Annotated in this window: 19 protein-coding genes and 1 pseudogene; 12 read left to right on the top strand and 8 right to left on the bottom strand. The window is 70.0% G+C overall.

Annotation, left to right across the window (positions count from 1 at the left end; all coding sequences use genetic code 11):
- The first annotated feature begins 129 nt into the window (after positions 1–129).
- A complete protein-coding gene (locus GPA10_RS37870; protein ID WP_157169374.1) occupies positions 130–726 on the top strand; it encodes an NAD(P)H-dependent oxidoreductase in 597 nt (198 codons plus the stop codon).
- 42 nt (positions 727–768) lie between these two features.
- Here GPA10_RS37870 and GPA10_RS37865 read toward each other — a convergent pair whose 3' ends face one another.
- Together GPA10_RS37865 and GPA10_RS37860 are read right to left on the bottom strand one after the other, a co-directional pair.
- Positions 769–1,011 (bottom strand): hypothetical protein, encoded by a 243-nt coding sequence (locus GPA10_RS37865; RefSeq protein ID WP_058850639.1) that lies wholly within the window; start codon positions 1,009–1,011, stop codon positions 769–771.
- A 368-nt stretch (positions 1,012–1,379) separates the two neighbouring features.
- On the bottom strand, positions 1,380–2,321 hold the full coding sequence (locus GPA10_RS37860) for a MerR family transcriptional regulator (protein ID WP_157169373.1): 942 nt from the start codon (positions 2,319–2,321) through the stop codon (positions 1,380–1,382).
- Positions 2,322–2,494: 173 nt separating this feature from the next.
- On the opposite strand from GPA10_RS37860, the gene GPA10_RS37855 reads away from it, so the two are divergent.
- From GPA10_RS37855 to GPA10_RS37810, 10 genes and pseudogenes are all read left to right on the top strand, one after another.
- The gene (locus GPA10_RS37855; protein ID WP_157169372.1) at positions 2,495–3,061 is read left to right on the top strand and encodes a helix-turn-helix domain-containing protein; all 567 of its coding nucleotides are present in this window, start codon (positions 2,495–2,497) and stop codon (positions 3,059–3,061) included.
- Between the two features lie 121 nt (positions 3,062–3,182).
- Positions 3,183–3,998, top strand: a pseudogene (locus tag GPA10_RS37850) (AfsR/SARP family transcriptional regulator); the annotation flags it as partial.
- A gap of 432 nt (positions 3,999–4,430) precedes the next feature.
- Complete coding sequence (locus GPA10_RS37845; RefSeq protein ID WP_157169371.1) at positions 4,431–5,567, top strand: cytochrome P450; 1,137 nt, start codon at positions 4,431–4,433, stop codon at positions 5,565–5,567.
- A gap of 733 nt (positions 5,568–6,300) precedes the next feature.
- Positions 6,301–7,311 (top strand): aldo/keto reductase, encoded by a 1,011-nt coding sequence (locus GPA10_RS37840; protein ID WP_157169370.1) that lies wholly within the window; start codon positions 6,301–6,303, stop codon positions 7,309–7,311.
- A 139-nt stretch (positions 7,312–7,450) separates the two neighbouring features.
- On the top strand, positions 7,451–7,669 hold the full coding sequence (locus GPA10_RS37835) for a hypothetical protein (RefSeq protein ID WP_058850633.1): 219 nt from the start codon (positions 7,451–7,453) through the stop codon (positions 7,667–7,669).
- Positions 7,662–8,225: an RNA polymerase sigma factor gene (locus tag GPA10_RS37830; RefSeq protein ID WP_343041774.1), complete on the top strand. Its 564-nt coding sequence runs from the start codon at positions 7,662–7,664 to the stop codon at positions 8,223–8,225. The genes GPA10_RS37835 and GPA10_RS37830 overlap by 8 nt, the downstream gene beginning before the upstream one ends.
- A complete protein-coding gene (locus GPA10_RS37825) occupies positions 8,222–8,929 on the top strand; it encodes a DUF6099 family protein (protein WP_157169369.1) in 708 nt (235 codons plus the stop codon). The genes GPA10_RS37830 and GPA10_RS37825 overlap by 4 nt, the downstream gene beginning before the upstream one ends.
- Before the next feature lie 143 nt (positions 8,930–9,072).
- Entirely contained in the window at positions 9,073–9,342 is a 270-nt protein-coding gene (locus GPA10_RS37820) for a DUF1905 domain-containing protein (RefSeq protein WP_157169431.1), read from the top strand.
- 233 nt (positions 9,343–9,575) lie between these two features.
- Positions 9,576–9,827: a DUF397 domain-containing protein gene (locus GPA10_RS37815; RefSeq protein WP_157169368.1), complete on the top strand. Its 252-nt coding sequence runs from the start codon at positions 9,576–9,578 to the stop codon at positions 9,825–9,827.
- Positions 9,828–9,933: 106 nt separating this feature from the next.
- Positions 9,934–10,884, top strand: a complete 951-nt coding sequence (locus tag GPA10_RS37810) for a helix-turn-helix domain-containing protein (protein WP_157169367.1) — start codon at positions 9,934–9,936, stop codon at positions 10,882–10,884.
- Between the two features lie 228 nt (positions 10,885–11,112).
- On the opposite strand, the gene GPA10_RS37805 is transcribed toward GPA10_RS37810, so the two are convergent.
- The 6 genes from GPA10_RS37805 to GPA10_RS37785 all read right to left on the bottom strand — a co-directional run bounded on the left by GPA10_RS37805 (position 11,113) and on the right by GPA10_RS37785 (position 18,568).
- Positions 11,113–11,925, bottom strand: coding sequence for an SAM-dependent methyltransferase (locus GPA10_RS37805; protein ID WP_343041773.1), 813 nt, complete (start codon positions 11,923–11,925; stop codon positions 11,113–11,115).
- 307 nt (positions 11,926–12,232) lie between these two features.
- On the bottom strand, positions 12,233–12,733 hold the full coding sequence (locus tag GPA10_RS37800) for a hypothetical protein (protein ID WP_157169366.1): 501 nt from the start codon (positions 12,731–12,733) through the stop codon (positions 12,233–12,235).
- On the bottom strand, positions 12,730–13,857 hold the full coding sequence (locus GPA10_RS37795) for a hypothetical protein (protein WP_157169365.1): 1,128 nt from the start codon (positions 13,855–13,857) through the stop codon (positions 12,730–12,732). The genes GPA10_RS37800 and GPA10_RS37795 overlap by 4 nt, the downstream gene beginning before the upstream one ends.
- Positions 13,858–14,934: 1,077 nt before the next feature.
- Positions 14,935–15,711, bottom strand: coding sequence for an MFS transporter (locus GPA10_RS37790; protein WP_343041772.1), 777 nt, complete (start codon positions 15,709–15,711; stop codon positions 14,935–14,937).
- Positions 15,712–15,856: 145 nt separating this feature from the next.
- A complete protein-coding gene (locus GPA10_RS43145; protein ID WP_246260464.1) occupies positions 15,857–16,267 on the bottom strand; it encodes an MFS transporter in 411 nt (136 codons plus the stop codon).
- Between the two features lie 960 nt (positions 16,268–17,227).
- The gene (locus GPA10_RS37785; protein ID WP_343041771.1) at positions 17,228–18,568 is read right to left on the bottom strand and encodes an NAD(P)-binding domain-containing protein; all 1,341 of its coding nucleotides are present in this window, start codon (positions 18,566–18,568) and stop codon (positions 17,228–17,230) included.
- Between the two features lie 194 nt (positions 18,569–18,762).
- On the opposite strand from GPA10_RS37785, the gene GPA10_RS37780 reads away from it, so the two are divergent.
- Entirely contained in the window at positions 18,763–19,134 is a 372-nt protein-coding gene (locus tag GPA10_RS37780; protein ID WP_157169364.1) for an ArsR/SmtB family transcription factor, read from the top strand.
- Positions 19,135–19,146: the final 12 nt, after the last annotated feature.

Below are 19,146 nucleotides of genomic sequence, written 5' to 3'. Positions count from 1 at the left end.
GACCGGTTCCCCCGGCAAACTCACCGATCACTTCCCGCGACGACCCCGCACGAGCCATGATGATCAACCGTGGGGCCGGCCGCCGCAGGCCGCCTCAGCTAACGACCGTCGAAGTTCCATGGGGGATCAATGCCGCGTATAGGGGTCTACCTCGCACACCCACAGCCGGGCAGCTTCAACCACGCCCTGTTCGACACCGTGGTGCATCACCTGCGGGACCTGGGATGCGAGGTCCTCGCGCACGACCTCTGCGCCGAGCAGTTCTCGCCCGCGCTGACCGCAGACGAGACGGAGACGGTCCGGTCCGCCACGGGCACCCACGATGCGCAACTGGCCCTCCATCAGGCGGAGGTGGCCACCCTCGACGCCATGGTGTTCGTGCATCCGAACTGGTGGGGCATGCCCCCCGCGGTCCTCGCGGGATGGGTGCAGCGGGTCCTGGCGCCCGGTGTCGCCTACAAACTGGGAACCGCGCAGGGCGAGCCCGAGGCGCTGCTCAAGGCGGGCCGGGCCCTCGTCCTGAACACCTCCGACACACCCGCCGACCGCGAAGAGGTCGAGTTCGGGGACCCGTTGCAGAGTATCTGGGCGGCCTGCGTCCTGCCGTACGCAGGAGTTGTGGACGTCCGCCGGATCATCTTCCGGACGGTCACCGACTCGTCCGACGAGACCCGTGCCGCCTGGTTGCACCAGGCGCGTGAGCATGCCGCCGCGCTGCTGGACTGATCCGGGCGGCCCCGGGGAGCACCCCGGGGCCGCCCGATTCCGTCAGTAGCGGACCCAGAGGACGATGACGTCCGGTCTGGCGGAGCTGAAGGGCTCACAGAAGAAGATCGGGCCCCAGATGTGGTATCCGGCCTTGCCGGCGGCCTGGCAGTCGGCGTACGAGATGTGGTGGCTGCGTGCGTAGAAACCGATGCCCGGGGCGGCCTCGGCCGTACCGGCGAAGCCCAGCGCGAGGACCGCGGCGGTGGCGGTGGTGGTGAGAGCGGCTGCTGCGCGACGGAACATGGCATGTCCTCCTGAAGGCGCCGGGATGCCCCGGCGGAGTGTCCGACGATGCGATGTGGTGCGGTACGTACCTGACGTGCTCTACGTGCCGTGGATGCCGTACGTGCTCTACGTGCCCTAGATGCCGTACGTGCCGCACATGCCGTACGTGTTCTTCGTGCTCGGCTGCGCAGCCGAGCACGAACGTACCGGCGCGGACACTGCCGCACAATAGGTCTAGGCCAATTTGCAGGAGCTGTGTTCGCCGGAGCAGCACCCGGAAACAACCTGCTCAGGGCAGGCCCTCCCGCAGCGACCGGCATCCGCGTCGGTGTCCGTGTGCGAGGGGCGGCCGCGCCCGTGCGCGGTTTTCCGGCCGGTCCAGGAGCTCAGCTCGCGATGCGGTGGTGTCGCAGGGCCTGGGCGAGCCAGGGGTGGACCGGGGTCAGGGCCGGTACCACCTGCCAGCCGTTGACGATCCATACGAGGTGCCAGTACCGGTCGACCTTGGGGTCGTGTGCCTCGTCGAACCGCTGGCTGAGCCAGTCCCGGAACTCGATGTCGGGGGTGCGGGCGAGAGCCTCGGCGAAACGGTGCACGAGGTCGGCGACGAGGGGCGCGGCCCCGTCGCTGAGGGGGTCGGTGCCGGACCGCATGGCCTCGCCCACCTTCTGCCGGGTGAGTCGCATCAGTGGCTCCCCGACCTCGTCCTCGATGGCGGGTGCGCGCCCAGCAGCCTGGGACATGGCCGACCGACGCAACCGGGCCCGGAAATCCTCGTCGCCGACCAGCTCGGCGAGCTCGGCCCACGCGGCGATCTGGTCGCTGGAGGGATCATCGGGGAGGTCGGGAGTGGCGGCGCGGACCATGGCCACCGCGGCGGAGTCGGCATCACGCGAGCCGAAGGTGTCGGTCACGAACGCGTCGATCAGGCGGCGCCGTTCCTCCGCGGACAGCTGGGTGAGCCTGTGCATGTGGGTGGTCTCCTCGGGAGTGGACCCGCGCAGGGCGACGACTCGCAGGACGCTGCGGCGCAGGTGCAACTCCCGGATCTGGACGTCCAGGGCGTCCGCGTGTGCCGCGGCCACTTCCGCCACGGACAGTTCACGGTTGAGCACCCGTTTGATCGTCGCCAGGTCGAGACCCAGCTCGCGCAGGGTGCGCAGGAGTTGCAGGCGGAGCAGGGCGTCGAGATCGTAGAGCCGATAGCCGGCGGGGCTTCGGGTGGTCGGCGCCACTGCCCCCGAATCGGAGTAGAACCGGATCGTCCGCACGGACAAGCCGGTCCGCCGGGAAAGCTCCCCGATCGAGTAGAGGGTCGTCGCGTCCATGTCCCCCACTCTGCTGTCTCCAGTCACTGGAGACTCAAGGCTATCCGGCGGGTTGCCGACCTTCCGCCGGGCGAGCGGGCCGAGCGCCCCCCTGCGGTGATCGTCTCCACAATCCGGTTGGGACGGCGCCGCGTCTGCCGTGGCGCGCGCACGTCCCGTTGGGAGACAGACCCATGGGACGCAGGGAGAAACCGATCTCCACGCCCAACAGGGCACTGGAGAAGCTGGCCCGCTGGCTGCGCGCCCAGCGTGCCGCGGGAGGGTGGTCGTATGCCGAACTGGCGGACCGCGCGGGGTGCCACGCCACGACACTCCAGCGTGCGGCGTCAGGACACGAGGTGCCCAGCGCGCGTGCCGTCCAGGCCTACGCGCGGGCCTGCGGTGCCCCGGTCGAGGCGGCGATGGACCTGTGGCGGCAGGCGCGCGGAGACGACCCGTACGGGCCCGGCGGCGCAGTCGGCGCCGAGCCCGATGTACGTCGACGGGATCGGCAAGTTCAAGGCCGCCCTCCAGGAGCTCTACACGCGGGCCGGCCGCCCCACCGTGCGCGACATGGAACAACGGGCGGGCAAGTGGGGGAGGCTGCCGCACAGCACCGCCCACCGCATAGTGCTGGGACGGACCGTGCCGTGCGATCAGCAGCAACTGATCGGGTACCTGGTCGCCTGCGGGGTCGACGAAGCAGAGCATCCCCTGTGGGTCGCCGCGTGGCGCCGGGTCCTGGGGCGTGCGGCACATGAGGCACTGCCCTCCGCTCGGCGGGCGTTGCCCACGCATCAAGCACATCAAGCACATCAAGCACATCACGCACATCCCGCGTATCCAGCGCATTCAATGCATTCAATGCATTCAGCGAATCCAATGAATCCAGTGCATCCAGTGCATCCAGCGCGGGAAGCAGCGAGCTTGCGCTTCCAATTGCTCGGCCCCGTGCGGGCCTGGCGGGGTGCGGAGCAACGGCCCACCGGATCCCCGCAGCAGCGCGCCCTGCTCGCTGCCCTGCTGCTGCGAGCAGGGCGCACCGTCACTGCGGCCGAGCTGGTCGACGCGCTGTGGGGCGACGTACCCCCCTCGCAGGCACTCGCCGCGGTGCGTACGTACGCCTCCCGCCTCCGCAAGATCCTCGACCCCGGGATCCTCGTCAGCGAATCGGGCGGTTACGCGATCAATCTGCCGCCGGGGTCCCTGGACCTGGCGGTCGCCGAGGAGCTGTGGGCGGCGGCCGACAAGGCCCAGCGCGCGGGCGACCTCGCCACGGCCCGGTCCGTGACCAACAAGGCGCTCGGCCTGTGGTAGGGCGAGCCGTTGGCGAACGTCCCGGGCCCCTACGCTGACATCCAGCGCACCCGCCTGGCGGAGTGGCGGCTGCAACTCGTCGAGTCACGCTTGGACATGGACCTGGAGCAGGCCTGCCACGCCGAGGCGGTCTCGGAGCTCACGTCCCTGACGGCGGCACATCCCCTGCGCGAGCGTCTGCGGGAACTCCTGATGCTGGCGCTGTACCGGTCGGGACGCCAGGCGGAGGCGCTGGCGGTGTACGCGGACACGCGGCGGCTGCTGGCGGACGAGTTGGGGGTGGATCCCCGCCCCGGCCTGTCGGAACTCCAGCAGCGCATCCTGAACGCGGATCCGGCCCTGGCGGCGCCGTCACCGGGAACACCCGCGCAGCGGACGGCTGTTGCCGGTCCGTAGCACGCCCCGCATGCCCCGCCCGCCCCGCTCGGGCCTCCGGCAGCACGGAGCACGAGCCGTCCCGCGCCGGGGAACGCAGTGCGATCCCCGGCGCGGCTGCGGGCCAGGTGACGGAAAGGACCAGGCGGGGAGGGGAGAACCGCACGGGGTGACCGGGGGCGTGCGCCGTTTCGGAGACCGGTGCCGTGCGCGCAGCGTGTGCCGGACGAGGCCGGTCGCGGTCTCCGGCGTGCGCTTACACCTTCGAGTTACTCGGGGTGTATGTGGCGTGCAGTGCGGGATGACCTAGGTGCCGGACAGGGGACTGGCCGTTGCCGTACCGGGCCGGAACCCAGCCCGGTCGCGCTGCCGGCGCAGCACCGCCACCGAGACACCCACTGAGGAGATACGGGAGATGCGGGAGATGCTCCGATGAGAATGGGAGACAAACGCCGGTTCCGGCGGGACCCCCTCGCGTACATCGAAGGCCTCCGTCGCCGCAGCACGACGGGAATCATCCGACTCCCCTGGGGCGAGTACTGCGTCAGTGACGCGAACCAGGCACGTGCGCTGCTGCGCGACCCGGACTTCCACACGGGGATGTCGGACTTCTTCGGCGCACTGCTGCCCACGCGGGAAGCGCAGGTGGCAGTCGGCCACGCGGTGCGGGACTTTCTGCGGGCAGGCGTCCCGCAGTACCGCGCCGGGCTGGCCCGTGCCGTGACCGAGCTCGACCCGGCAGGACGGTGGCCGGAGAGCGGGAACCGGCTGGTGCACCGGAGCGTGGCCGACCTGATGCTGCACCCCGGCACCCCGGCCGCGACCCGCCGCCTCTCGGACCGGGCGGCGCGCGGGGGAGTGGTGTTCCACGCGCCGCAGGTGTGGCGCCGCGTACGAGCGGAGATCCTGCGCGCCAGGCTGGTCGCCGCCCTGACCGAGCAGGTGCGGCAACGCCGGGAACACCCCGCCGAGGAGCCACGTGATGTGCTGGACGCCGTGCTCGGCGCCTGTCCGGCCGCGGAAGTGCCCGACCGGGCGGTGGCCGAGCTGCAGCTGATGATGCACCGGGCGATCGTGGTGCCCCTCAGCGCCTCGCTGGCCTGGTCGGTGCTCCTTGGCTGCCTGCACCACACGGCTGACTCGCCGTGGCCCTGGCCTGTCGACCAGGTGGTGCGCGAGGCCCTCCGGCACCGCCCGATGCCCTGGGTGCTCGCCCGTACTGTCCCGCACCCTCTCGAAGTCGGCGGTGTGCCCTTCCAGGCCGGGGACCTCCTCTCCGTCAGCCCGTATCTGACGCACCACGACGAGCAGCAGTGGAGCGACCCCGATGTGTTCCGGCCCGAACGCTGGCAGGAGACCGGCGACCACGGATGCTTCATCACCTTCGGCGCAGGCCCCTTCACCTGCGCGGGAGCGGCAGTGGCGCAGACGCTGCTCGTCGAGTCGCTGACCGCCCTCACCCACGACGCGCACCTCAGCGTCACCGGCGGCAACACCCGCGCGGCCATGGCGGAGGGCAACGTCCCCCGGCCGTTCACCCTCCGCCGGACCCCCATGCCACCACCGAAGACCTGACACGAGACCGGAAGGAGGTGATTGATCATGACCGCAGCGATGCGACGCATCCTCAGCGACAAGAACCGGCCCGCCAGGCGCTGGTACTGGTACTGAGCATCACCGTAAGACGGCCCGGAAGCCGAAGCCCGGCTTCCGGGCCCCGCGCTGTCCGGGGAGCGGGTGATCTCAGCGATATCGGCGGTATCGGCGGTATCAGCGGTATCGTCCGGCATTAGCGGCATCGACGGCCGCTCAAGCGTTGCCGTACGCGGTCCGCCGCCCCCTCCAGAACGGCAGGACCGCGTACGGTGCGGGACCGGACGCGCTCGGTTCCCGGCCCCTCGAAGGCTTCGTGCGCAGCGTCCCGCTCGGCGGCGCTGCCGTCACCACCCACACGAGCGAACCGCGGCGCGGGTGCGATCCGGTTCGCATTCGGCGTGGGGTGCGATCCGTGTCGTATGCGGCACGGGGCGCGATCCGCCTCGTAACCGGCGCGGGGCGTCCCCGATCCGCGTCCCGCGTCCCACGCAAGGCGGCGTGCGCGATATATGGGCGTTTGCAATAACCCGCGTCCGCAAGTAACGTTTGGCGGGCAAGGCGCGCCCGCTCCAGCCTCACCTGCGGGTTCGCAACCGGCGGACCGCTCTCTTCCGCGGAGCCCCAGCGTCCCGCGGACCCCGGCACCGGGGTGCGGAGCGTGATCCGCGCCTACCCCCGTACACCGCCCCCAACCCCGCGAAAAGGCACCACCATGTCGCTTCAGACCATCCTCCCCGGCCGTCTGGGATTCGGCACCGCCCCGCTCGGCAACATGTTCCGCGCCATCCCCGACGACGAGGCCCGCGCCACCGTCGAGGCCGCCTGGGACCACGGCATCCGCTTCTTCGACACCGCGCCCTTCTACGGCGCCGGCCTGGCCGAGACCCGCCTCGGCGAGGTCCTGGCCGGCAAGCCGCGCGACTCCTACGTCCTGTCCAGCAAGGTCGGCCGCGTCATCCTCGACGAGCACGAGACCGCAACACCGGACTTCGGCGAGAAGGGCGGCCTGTTCGAGCACGGCAACCCCAACAAGGTCGTCCACGAGTGGACCGCCGAAGCCACCGAGCGCTCCATCGAGGACAGCCTCAAGCGCCTGGGTACCGACAGGCTCGACATCGTCTGGGTCCACGACATAGCCCAGGACTTCCACGGCGACGCCTGGCTGAGCAAGTTCGAGGAGGCCCGCACCGGCGCCTTCCGCGTCCTGTCCCGGCTGCGCGAAGAGGGTGTGATCAAGGCCTGGGGCCTGGGCGTGAACAAGACCGAGCCCATCGAGCTGGCCCTCACCCTCGACGAGCCGCAGCCCGACGGCTTCCTCCTCGCCGGCCGCTACACCCTCCTCGACCACGAGCACGCCCTCGGACGTCTGCTCCCGCTGGCCCAGGAGCAGAGGGTCGACATGATCGTCGGTGGCCCGTACAGCTCCGGAGTCCTCGCCGGCGGCAGCAACTTCGAGTACCAGCAGGCCCCGCCGGAGATCATCGAGCGCGTCGGCAAACTGAAGGCCCTGGCCGACGGGCACGGCGTCAGCATCAAGGCCGCCGCCCTCCAGTTCTCCCTGGCCCACCCGGCAGCGGCCGCCGTCATCCCCGGCGCGACCCGCCCCAGCCGCATCGCCGAGGACACCGCCGCCCTGAACGAGCCGGTCCCCGCCGCGTTCTGGACCGACCTGCGCGCCGCCGACCTGGTCAGCCCGGCTGCGCCGCTCCCGGACAACGCCTGACCGTCCGCCCCCCACCGCGCGCCCTGCTCTCCCGGGCAGGTCACACAGGCCACTGTCACGATTCGAGGCCCCCAACGCACTCCCTTACGACCGGGTGCACGACGCACCCCGGGCGGGAGCGACAACGAGGGGGTCCCGGATGCTCGAAGCGGCTGTGGCGCTGAGCGCGACGCTGTGCCTGGTTGCGGGCAGGCTGATGTATGCACTGATGCGTGACCGTACCCGGGTCAGACTGGCGCGACTGCGGCAGCAGGGCACCAGCGAGCGCGTCCGCGCTCTCCCGCCGGGAAGCGTGTTGCTGGAACGGCGCGCCGGGGAAGAGGTGCGCGTCGAGATCGGCGGAGGCGGACGTGGATGACGTGCACACGGCCCGAGCAGGCACGACCCGCTCCGCCTCCCCTCCCGCGCTCGGGCCCGTCACCGCGCCCGAGCCCGTGGACTTCTCCCTCTTCTACGCCCGGCACCTGAGCCGCCTCGTACGCCACCTGATGAGGCTGGGGGCGGAGCCGCACGAGGCGGCAGAGGCCGCCCAGTCGGCGTTCACCGAGGCCTACGCGCTCTGGCCGCGCCTGACGCATCCGGGGGCTTGGCTGCGCACGGTCGCCTACCGGCACTTCCTGCGCAGGGAGGCACGGTGCCGCGAGCTCACCGACACCCCACCCGAAACCCTCTCCCCCTCCTGCCCGTTGCGCGCCGTGGAGATCAAGGAGGAGGAGTTACGGGTGTACGAGGCACTGGCCTCGCTACCGCCCCAGCCGCGCCGCGTCATGGCCTGGCACCTCGACGGCTACGGCACAGCGGAGATCGCACACGCCCTGGACATGAAGCCGGACGCCGTACGGCAGAACCTCGGCCGGGCACGAGCCCGGCTCAAAGCAGTACTGGGCCTCACCCAGGGAGGTGCGCAGAAGTGAACCACGACCACAGCGACCGCGAACTCGACGCTCTGCTCTCCCAAGCGGACCGTTCCGTGCTCGGCGCCGTGACCGACGGCCTGGACATCGCCATCGGGCTGACGCACTTCTCCGCCCCCGCCGCCCGGACGTCGCAGACGCCGCAGACGCCGCAGACACGGCAGACACCGCAGACGTCACGGACCTCGCGGACGCCGTCGGTGCCGCAGAAGCCGTCGGCGTCGGAGGAGCCCGTACTTCAGCCGCCCCCGAAGGACGATCCGCCGCTCGCTCCGAGCACGCGGCTCGCCGACATCCTCCACACGACCCGCGACGTGCTGCTGACCGTCGGCCGGCTGCAGGCGGAGTCAGGCGCAGCGCCGCCCGGAGACATCATCCCAGGGGTACGTCGTGCTCTCGCATCGCACCTGGACGAGATCCACAGGTGCCTGACCACTCTCGAGTACGGCTTGGACCTGCGCAGGCTGTCGAAGGCCGAGTCGGGCGACCTCATCGCAACGGCCGCCGACCGGTTCGGGAAGATCGGGATGGACCTGGTGGGAGTGGCGACGGCCACCGACGAGGAAGCGCTGTACTGGCAGGCGGTCGAGTGGATCGACATGGCCGACGAGGCACAGGACCGACTGCGTGAGGTCGCACGCGTCATCCCCCGACTCTTCGACGACATCGACGACGCGGTGATGAACCCCGTGTTCCTGCTGTGACCCCCGAGAAGGCCTGGTCGCGGCGGTGCGGCGCCACCGCCGATGAGTTTTCCCGCCCGGCGGCGTCTGACCTTCGGCAGAAGGCACTCGACTCCTCCCTTGAAGAGCTCGACATCGAAAGCTTCCGAAAGGCGGTATCCGTGATGGACAAACAGTTCACGGCGACGTTGCAGAAGAGCCCGAACAAGGGCGGCTGGACCTACGTCGTGTGGCCCGAGTCGGTCGCGTTCTTCGGTACCCGCGGCCTGGTGAAGGTCCGGGGCAGGATCGACGGCCACCCGTTCCAGAGCGCGTTCATGGCCCTGGGGGACGGCACGCACAAGCTGCCGGTGAAGGCGGACGTGCGCAGAGCGATCGGGAAGGAGGAGGGGGACACCGTGACCGTCCGCCTGGAGGGACGGGTGGATACCTGACGCGTGGGGGGCTTGTTTCCCGCCCGTCACTGTCTGCCGCGCGTGCGGCCGTAGCACCCGTACGGGGGACTTACATGCCGGTGGCAGTTGCCTAGCATTCTTCCCACCTGCTCGTCTCTCTGACTTGCAGATGGGAAAAGGCCGTGGCCTCGCATGGGAATGCGTGCGTGGCTGTGAGGCGCTTCCTCTGGTGGAGGCGTGGGGCGGTCCGGCAATGGAAGAGGTGTCGAGATATGCGATCTGTGCCGTACGAGAACGGGGTCCCGGCGAGCACGATTCCGTCGGAGCAGTGGATCAAGAGCGAGGCGAGCAACGGGACGGGCAACTGTGTGGAGCTCGCCTCGCTGCCCGACGGCGGTGTCGCGCTGCGCAACTCCCGTTTCCCCGACGGGCCCGCGCTGGTCTTCACCGCCGCTGAGATCAGTGCCTTCGTGACGGGAGCGCGTGCCGGTGACTTCGACGGGCTGACGGCGTCGGCCGCCTGAGGGACCGAGGATCCCCTGGATCAGCCGTGGCCAGCGGTTGATCCGCCGGACATGCGTGCTCCACAGTGAAACACTGGCAACTGCCGCCAGATCACGAGGAGTTCGCATGTCCGCTGGCCCCGCACGCCGCGAGGCGTCGGCCCCTGCCCAGCAGCAGGTGCCGGCGCAGTCCCGCGGCGCGGCATCGCGACTGCTGGGGGACTTCCTGCGGCTCGCCCGCAAGGACCAGGGTCTGACCTTGCAGGAGGCGGCCCTCCTGATCCGTGGCTCCTCGTCGAAGATCAGCCGGCTGGAACGCGGGGAGAGCCCGGCCAAGGAGCGGGACGTCTGGGACCTGGTACGGCACTACAAGGTGCCCGAGGAGAAGTTCGACGACGTCCACGGCCTGCTGCGCCAGATCCGCACCGAGACGAAGGGGCACCGCTACAGCGACGTGACCCCCGGCTTCCTGCGGCGGCTGATCTCGCTCGAGGGCTCCGCGTCCCGCATCTTCGTGTACGAGAACCATGTGGTGCCCGGCCTTCTGCAGATCAAGGACTACGCACGCGTGCTGGTGAAGGCGGCCATGCCCACGGCCGACGAGGCCACCGTGGACCGCTATGTACGTGATCGCATGGACCGGGCCGAGCTGTTCCGCAGCCCGCAGCGGCCGGAGCTCGTGGTCGTCCTCGACGAGGGAGTGCTGCGCCGCCAGGTGGGCGGACCGACGGTGATGCGGCGACAGCTCGAGCATCTGCGGAAGTTCGCCGACGTGGACGAGGCGCACGTGAGCGTGGGCGTCCTGCCGTTCGAGGACGACGGCACGAGCCTTGCCCCAAGCTTTCCGGTGACGCATCTGCGGATGCAGGACGGCGGCCCGTCCGAGATCGTCTACGTCGAGCTGATGGAGAGCGCGGAGTATGTCACGGAGCCCGGCAAGGTCGATCAGTACCGGACCATGCTGACGGAGCTGATGCACAAGGCGGTTGCCTACCCCCGGAACCTGGACCTCCTCGACGAGTGCATCGAGCGCTCGGTGAGCCTGGAGAGGAAACGTGCCAGCGGATCTGCCACCTGAGGCAGCGTGCGAGCGGGAGCAGGAGCAGAGGCACGAGCAGGAGCATAAGCACTAGCAGGCACAGGCACAGGCACAGGCGCAGGAGCAGAAGCGCGAGCCGGCACAGGCACAGGGGCGGAAACACGAGCTGGCACAGGCACAGGCACAGGGGCGGACCTGGTGCGAGGGCTGCGGCAGGTGTGCGCGTCCTGTGGCCTCGCCGGAGGATCCCGGCGAGGCCGGGGCGGGTCAGGGCAGGCGGCCGACGCCGCCCCACTCCACCCAGTCGTCGACGTGCTGGCGGGGATGGACTTCGCGGTCGGGCCGCCAGTCGGTCACATCGCGCAGGCCCGGCTCGATGAGGTCCAGGCCTCGCAGATAGCCGCGGACGTCGTCCTCCTCGCGGACCCGGCCCCAGTTGCCGCCGGTGGCATCGGCCATCAGGGCGGTGACGTCCTCACGGACCTTCTCGTGCTCGCTCACGAGCTGACAGATCACCATGAAGCTGCCCGGTGCAAGACGCTCCTTGACCGCGTCGATCATCGGCTGCACCTCGTGGTCCTTGAGGCAGTGCGTGACCGAGACGAACAGCGCGGCGGTCGGCTCGTCGCGGCGGATGAGCCGGGTGACATCGGAGTGCCGGAAGATGCCGTCGGTGTCCCGCATGTCGGCTTGGACGATGGCCGTCCTGTCGTTCTCGACCAGACGGGTGCGGCCGTGCGCCAGGACGATCGGGTCGTTGTCCACGTACACCACACGCGCGTCGGTTGCGACACGCTGCGCCACCTCATGCACATTGTCACGTGTCGGCAGCCCCGAGCCGTGGTCGAGGAACTGGCGGATGCCGTACTCCTGTGCCAGTACCTTCACGACCCGCCGGAGGAAGGCCCGGTTGTTCACTGCCAGGGCCTTGGTACTGGGTGCGATCTCCAGCAGGATCTGGCACGCGTCCCGATCCGCTTTGTAGTTGTCGATGCCTCCCAGCAGCCAGTCGTACATCCGAGCAACGCTGGGCGTCTCCACATCGATGACGTGAGAAATGGATTGCTCCCCTTGGTCCACTCGTCCCCCCTCGCGGCTTCGCCTCGGAACTGTGCGGTAACTAGCCATCGTATAGAGCCAGTTGACCGCGCGGCCAGCGGAAGTGATCACCACTTCGGGTGAGGATGGGCGGAATAGCGGCACTCGGGCGGTGAGAATCGCGAAGCGGCGCACCACGGGGCAGGGCATCCGCCTGTGCAGGCGCCCGTCGCGCGCCCCGTGGGCGAGCGGCGCGGCGTTCCGGTGAGTGGGAGTGGGGAGTGGATGGTGGGGAGCGGGAAGTGAAGGAGTACGAGGGGCAGATGTTATGTGTGTGGTGAGAGAGGGGCTAGAACGTCGGGAGGCAGGCGTGGCGGGCGCGGCAGGGCGATGTGGGCCGTGCCGAGCGTCGTGCGAAGGCCAGCCGGGCTGCGATCTCGGACGTCTCCAGGCCCCGTAGATGGGCGATGGAACGGATGGAGCAGCCCAGCACGCAGTGGAGAACGATCATGTCGTGCGGGCCGGACAGGGCTGTCGGGCGGCGCGGCGCCGATGGCCGGCAGCGGTCCATGGTCGCTTGTAACAGCTCCCAGGCAGCGGCCGGAGCGCTGGGTCCGTTCAGCGCTCTGTCCCACTCCTTGGCGAGGTCGACGAAGGTGCTGTGGACGACTTGCAGAGCCAGGAAGAAGTCCCCGAGGCGGACCCGGGCGAAGCGCAGGTAGGGCATGAGCGCCAGTTCGCAGAACGCGTCGTACTCCAGGCGGCGCGACCCTGCGACTTGAGGGGCGTCCAGAGCGGGGGGAGCGGGAAGACAGGAGAACACGAAGGACTCCGGGTGCGTTGAGTTCACAGGTGGATGACGAAGGAGGAGGGCGAGGAAGGAGCAGAGGGGGAGGAAGGAGCAGAGGGGGAGGAAGCGGAGGCCGGGTCTGTGGGCTGAGTCGTCGCTCCATGGAGCGGCAGCGGGTCCGGTGTCGTGAGCAGGGCGTAGTGGACCTCCTGCCAGATGGCGCGTACCGGCGCCGTCGGTGCGCCGAGCCCCTGGGCGATGCCCGCGGTGAGTGGCCAGCCGGGCGTACGCCTGCCCTCCAGCACGGCCCGCACATCCAGGGCTGTGACGTCCGCGGGCCACACGATCTGCCGCAGGGACGGCCGCCCGGCAGCCAGGTACAGGCCCCGCAGGTGATCACGCAGGCGTCGGGAGGCCGTCTGCAATGACGGCCAAGCCGCAGTACTCGCACTGTCGTTGGCCGCCAGCCACAGCCCTTGAAGCTCTTCGGGCCGGGCCTGCACGGTCACCGCCAGCTTGCGCACCACCGGCCACGGCGGTGTCCACGCACCCGACAACACCAACCCCAGCTCCTCGACGGTCAGACCGCACGCCTCGGCAGCCCTGGTCACCGACATGCCACTCGCGCCGTGCAGACAGCTCAGAGCCGACGCCAGGCCACCTCGACCACCGTGATCGCTGCGTCCACTCCGGCCGCTGGCTCCGCTGTGCCCGTGCGGGTCCGTCCTCAGCAGCCACGCGCCGTGCGACTGCGGCAACGTCGGCCGCTCCGAGAGCAGTTCGACCAGGCGGTTGTGGCTGAACACGCTGCGGGCGCTGGGGGTGCTGATGCCGGCGGCCCGTGCGATGGCATCCCACTCCTGACCGTCCTGGCGGGCGTCGTGCACCACGGCTGCCGTCAGCCGTTGGAGGGCGGCCGAGGCATCCGCCACGCCTCTGAGCAACTGCTCCAGCGGCGCGTCACACGAGGCGAGTCGCACGAGCTGGTCCGTGAGCGACTGCAGCCGTTCGGCGGCGCCCGCGCCGAAGCGCACCGGTGACTGCGCGGCCGTCTCACGCTCCCGGCGCAGCTGGGCGCGGCGCCGACACGAACGATCGCAGTACTCCCGGCGCCGTCCAGGGCCGCCCCCCTGCTTCAGATCCTTGCCGCAGAAGAGGCACTGAACAAAACGCACCGGCTCCATGCCGGGCCTCCTCGAGTTCGCCGAAGCTGTGGGGTGCCACACAGAGAACTCCGCGGCACCCCACCCATGCCGGTGGTCACACCCATGCCAGTGGTCCCACTGCGTGCCAGTGGCCCCACCGCATGTCGGTGATCACCCCGACGCCGGTGGTCACACCGCACGCCAGTAATCGCACAGCACGTCAGTGGTCACAGAGTCGAGCCCGCCGCCCTCAACGGCGCCGCTGACGCCGCCGGTTGCGGCACCGGCACCGAGGCACGGCCACGCCCCCGATCACCGTGGCCAGAGTGACGATCGCGGCCACCAGTCCCACCGTCTGCGAGACCGCGTCCAAGGCCCGCGGTCCTCCGATCCACAGCAGCGCGAGGATGCTCCCGCACACGGCGAGGACGACCACCGCCACCGGCCACGCCCACCCGCCAGTTCGGCGGCGAAAGGCGTGCGGCACAATTCCCCTACGTAACGCCGAGATCATTGTGAAAGGTCCGCGGCGTGACGGATCACGCATGGTTTCTCCTTGCTTGATCGACAGCCCTGGAGCGCGGAAGCACTCCGGGGCTGTTTCGTTTCCTCACACCCGCTGCTCCGTATGGGGGGCGGGAGTTCAGCGAATGTACATCACCCATGTGTGCACGAAAGCGATTCTCGTCAGCGCTCACACGGAGCCGAATTTTGGGAAAAGGACTGGGAGGGGCGCCGCTGGGCCCGAGTCAAGTCGGCACGCCTGGGATGTAACCAGTTCTGGCTGCGGTTTCGTTTCAGGATTGCCTTCATGTGCTCGCATGTGACCGATAATGAGCGATTACGCGGGTAAGGGACGTTCCGTCGTCAACTGTTCGCGCTTCGACGGTCACCTACCGGCCCGTTGAATATCAGATGATTTCACCCTCAGGGGTGAAGATTCAGGCTCCGGAGTCTGTGATTCCGGATGATCCCGGATGCACCTGCAAGTTAATACCGGCAGGGAATTTGCGAGAGCTATTGAATGCGATTCACTCCTGCCGGACCGCGGAGGTGAAGGCCGCCGAGTGCGGGAGACGGGCGAAGACGCCCGACAGCCCCGTCCGCGCGATGAAGTCATACCCCCGGTCTCCCCGACGGTGTCCGCATCGCACCCGCCCGCAGCCTGATCCACACGGCGAGGACCACACACCCGGCCGTACAGCCCGATGCTGTGATGAGCAGTGCCGAATCGGCGGCAGTCTGCGCACCAACACCGCCGCTCCGGTCGGTGACGGCCCCGGCCAGTCCGACGCCGAGACCGGCGGCCACCGTGACGGCCGTCTTGGTGACCCCCGACGCTTCTCCGGCCCGCTCCGGCCGGATCACTGCCTGGGTGGCGATCAGCGTCAGGGAGTTGGCCACTCCGAGGGCCGCGCCGCCCAGGGTGGCCGCAGCCACGTACAAGGGAAGAGAGGCGGTGTGGGCAAGGCACGCCAGAACGAGGGCTCCCGCGCGCCAGCAGCCGGCCATCAGCCGCGCTGCGGTGGACGGTGGCACCCGCCCGGCGATCGGCCCGGCAACCGCCATGGCCGGCGCGGGTGCGAGGAACACGACGCCCGCAGGGACGACCGGCAGCCGCCACTGGCCCTGGAGCGTCAGGGGTACGACGAACAAGAACATCACGGTGGCGGTGTTGGCCGCGGCACCGGCCAGGGTGAGTGCCACGTACGGCTCGTTGCGGAAGAGGCTGAGCTCCACTAGCGGACGGGGCGCGACCCGCTCGTGCCGTACGAACAGGATCAGCAACGCTGCCGTGACCAGGAGGCCCGCCGACGCGATGGGCCACGGCCACTGCGGACCGCCGTCGATGACGACGCAGAGCGTGGCGAGCGCGCCCGTGGCACACGCCACTCCTGCCCAGTCGACGCTGCGGGACGCTGTGGTGCTGTCGTTGTGGTGCTGTCGTAGCTCTCGGCGGTACGTGAGGCACAGACCGCGCCGAGCGCGGCGAGTGGGACGTTGAGCCAGAACACGGCACGCCAGGACGGGGACTCGGTCAGGCCGGCGCCGACGAAGACACGGACTCGGTCAGGGCGGCGTCGACGAACGGGCCGCAGGCGGTGGCGGTCCCGCCGATTCCCAGGGCCCAGCCGGTGGCACGGCCGCGCAGTTCCTCCGGGTGGACGTTGTTGAGCAGGGACAGCCCCACCGGCATGATCAGCGCGGCTCCGGCGCCCTGGGCCACCCGGGCACCCACGAGCACGGACAGGGTCGGTGCGAGCTTGCGGGCCGACGAGGACCTGCCGAACACGACAAGTCCCGCGACCAGGAGCCGTCTTCGGCCGAACAGGTCGCCGAGCCGCCCCACCCCCAGCATCAGCGTGCCGCTGGCCAGCAGATACGCGCTGACCACCCACTGCAGACCGTCCCTGCCCGCGTGCAGGTCGTGCTCAGGGTCACTTGCCAACCGGACTTCGCGCGACCTGGCGGGGCGGAGTGCAAGGCCTGTGCACCGGGTCAGGGCCGAGGCGGTTCCCTGTCCGGGCCGCGATGTCGTGGCGGATGCTCGCCCCGACTCTGCCGCCGTTCTGCGGCGGCGTCGCGGAGCTGGCGCCTTGCACCCTCCAGGCCCCTGGAGGCGATGTCGAGAATGGCGGAAGTGCCGACAAGGATCTTTGTCAGGGAAGACCGCATTGCTTCCTCTTCTCTGTGTGTGAGCGAACCTGTGTGTGAGCCGGTCGTGGTTGTGTCAGCGAGGTGGGCGGCCCCGCTCACGCACCGGGCGAACTCAGCACTGCCGCAGGCCCGGGGCCGGGGCGACGGGCGTCCACACGCCGGGTTGGGCATAGTTCCTCTTCCTTCCGGCTCTGCTCGGCAGAGCGCGAGGTCGTGAACTCACGGCCTGGACCTCGATCGCGTCAATCGTCACGGTCACGGGGCACGCGCAGCCGGCGTGACCGGGTCCGGACAGGGCGGTGTCCTCCCCGCCGCGCACCAGCTTCGGGCCCCGGGGGATTGATGAGCAGCCCCTTTCCGTGCCGCGCAGCAATTCCGTGGCGTGGCGTGGCGGATCGGTGTCGACTCGGCGAGCGTGACGGCCGGCCGAGCTTCGACGGCGAGGCCGCCACCCGCGGAGCGAGTCTGCTGAAATGCCGCGTGACGCGGACAAACGCGTGCGGAGCTACGAGGGGACCGCGTGGGGCGTCGAGAGAAGCCGTTGGACCCAGCAGCCGGGTCGATCGCACGACTCGCCGTGGACCTCACGCCTGCTGTGCTGGCAGGCGTGAGTACCGACCGTTGTCGCTGGCCACAGTACCGACCGTTGCCGTCGGCCACAGTACGACCGTTGCCGCGTCCATCCGCGGAAGATATGCCGCTTCATTCACCGGTACCTCACTACGGTTGACCGCTCCATGTACTGGCCGAATCAACCGGACCGCCCCGTCTGCGCGTCCTGAGCGCAGCAGCCGATGCCGGCGGGCTGTTGGGGGTCGGGAGTGTCGAAGAGGCCCGCGCCGCCGCAGACTCCGGTTTCGGGGAGGGAGAGTTCGACGCGGTCGGCGGCGTCGAGGTCACCGGCCAGGGCGGCGGCGACGGAGCGGACCTGTTCGTAGCCGGTCATCGCGAGGAAGGTCGGGGCGCGGCCGTACGACTTCATTCCGACGAGGTACACGCCGCGTTCGGGGTGGGACAGTTCTCGGTGGCCGTGAGGGTAGACAGTGCCGCAGGAGTGCTGGTTGGGGTCGATCAGCGGGGCGAGGGCGACGGGGGCCTGGAGGCGTTCGTCGAGGCCGAGGCGCAGTTCGTCGAGGAAGGTGAGATCGGGGCGGAAGCCGGTCAGGACGATCATTTCGTCGACCGGTTCGAGGCGGCGTCCGTCCTCGTCGACCAGGACCAGACGCCGATTGGCGGCGCGCTCGACGGCTTCGGTGCGGAAGCCCGTGACCGCCTGCGCGTGTCCCCGGTCGACGGCGGCCTTCGCGGCCAGGCCGAGGGCGCCGCGGGCGGGGAGCTGGTCGGCGTCGCCGCCCCCGAAGGTGGAGCCGGAGATACCGCGGCGCAGGACCCACACGGCCTTGGTACCCGCCCCGTCGCTGGACTCGGCGAGGTCGGCGAGACCGGCGAGGGCGGTGAAGGCGGAGGCGCCGGAGCCGATGACGGCGGTCGTCTTTCCTGCGTACCGGGCGCGGGCAGTTGGGTCCCAGAGGTCCGGGACGCGGTAGGTGATCCGGTCGGTGGCTGCCCCCTCGCCGAGGGCGGGCAGGCCGTCGCCCCCGGCCGGGCCGGGTGTGCACCAGGTGCCGGAGGCGTCGATGACGGCGCGGGCGAGGATCCGCTCCTCGTGCCCGTCGGCGTGGGCGGTGTGGACGGTGAGGGGCCTGCGCTCGCGGTCGGCGTCCACCATCCGGTCCCGGCCGGCGCGGGACACGCCGGTGACCCGGGCACCGAAGCGGACGCGGTCGCCGAGGACGTCGGCGAGGGGCTGGAGATACAGCTCGGCCCAGTCCCCGCCGGAGGGGTACGAGGTGGGGTCGGGGTGGTTCCAGCCGGTGGGGGAGAGGAGCTTTTCGGCGGCCGGGTCGACGACCTCGGCCCACGGGGAGAACAGGCGTACGTGTGCCCATGCGCGCACTGCGGCGCCGGCAGCCGGTCCCGTCTCCAGGATCAGGGGTTCGAGTCCCTGGTCGAGCAGGTGGGCGGCGGCGGCAAGTCCGACGGGTCCGGCTCCGATCACGACGACGGGCAGCTCGGTGGCTGGCTCGTTCACGGCGACTCCTCGCTTGGTTCGATGTATGTCGATGTCGTGTCGCGTCGCCTAGAGTGACATGTGTATCGATGGACGTCAACATAGATGGATGTCGAATCGGAGGGGTGATCCGATCTCCCTGAGGCCAGGTCGTACTCTCTGCCGCCTCGCGCCGCCCTTCTCGCCACTGCTTCGACATGTGTCAACATAGCTATATGTCGAATGCGAAAGTGCTGCCGCTGGTCGAGTCCGACGGCCAGGGTGTGGTGCCGTGCTGCCCGCCGCTGACCGAGCGTCCGATGACCGCCGAGGAGGCCGAGGCGGCCGCGCGGATGTTCAAGGCGCTCGGTGACCCGGTCCGCCTGCGGCTGTTCTCCGCCGTGGCCTCCCACGAGGGTGGGGAGGCGTGCGTGTGCGACATCTCCGATGTCGGTGTCTCCCAGCCCACGGTCTCCCACCACTTGAAGAAGCTGAAGGAGGCCGGGCTGCTCACCTCCGAGCGGCGCGGCACCTGGGTGTACTACCGGGTCGAGGCGTCGGTGCTCGCCGCGATGGGGCAGCTGCTGACGCTGCCCGCCGCGGCCTGACAGCCGGTTGAT

The sequence above is a fragment of the Streptomyces typhae genome (assembly GCF_009755605.1).
Classification (GTDB): domain Bacteria; phylum Actinomycetota; class Actinomycetes; order Streptomycetales; family Streptomycetaceae; genus Streptomyces; species Streptomyces typhae.
Note: the sequence above shows the minus strand (reverse complement) of the source record. Positions and strands in the feature narration are given on the sequence as shown.

Coding starts and splice junctions, on each gene's coding strand:
- GPA10_RS37815 (WP_157169368.1), top strand. CDS start 9,576: ATGCGATCTGTGCCGTACGAGAACGGGGTCCCGGCGAGCACGATTCCG.
- GPA10_RS37810 (WP_157169367.1), top strand. CDS start 9,934: ATGTCCGCTGGCCCCGCACGCCGCGAGGCGTCGGCCCCTGCCCAGCAG.
- GPA10_RS37845 (WP_157169371.1), top strand. CDS start 4,431: ATGGGAGACAAACGCCGGTTCCGGCGGGACCCCCTCGCGTACATCGAA.
- GPA10_RS37870 (WP_157169374.1), top strand. CDS start 130: ATGCCGCGTATAGGGGTCTACCTCGCACACCCACAGCCGGGCAGCTTC.
- GPA10_RS37840 (WP_157169370.1), top strand. CDS start 6,301: ATGTCGCTTCAGACCATCCTCCCCGGCCGTCTGGGATTCGGCACCGCC.
- GPA10_RS37780 (WP_157169364.1), top strand. CDS start 18,763: ATGTCGAATGCGAAAGTGCTGCCGCTGGTCGAGTCCGACGGCCAGGGT.
- GPA10_RS37835 (WP_058850633.1), top strand. CDS start 7,451: ATGCTCGAAGCGGCTGTGGCGCTGAGCGCGACGCTGTGCCTGGTTGCG.
- GPA10_RS37820 (WP_157169431.1), top strand. CDS start 9,073: ATGGACAAACAGTTCACGGCGACGTTGCAGAAGAGCCCGAACAAGGGC.
- GPA10_RS37855 (WP_157169372.1), top strand. CDS start 2,495: ATGGGACGCAGGGAGAAACCGATCTCCACGCCCAACAGGGCACTGGAG.
- GPA10_RS37795 (WP_157169365.1), bottom strand. CDS start 13,857: ATGGAGCCGGTGCGTTTTGTTCAGTGCCTCTTCTGCGGCAAGGATCTG.
- GPA10_RS37865 (WP_058850639.1), bottom strand. CDS start 1,011: ATGTTCCGTCGCGCAGCAGCCGCTCTCACCACCACCGCCACCGCCGCG.
- GPA10_RS37860 (WP_157169373.1), bottom strand. CDS start 2,321: ATGGACGCGACGACCCTCTACTCGATCGGGGAGCTTTCCCGGCGGACC.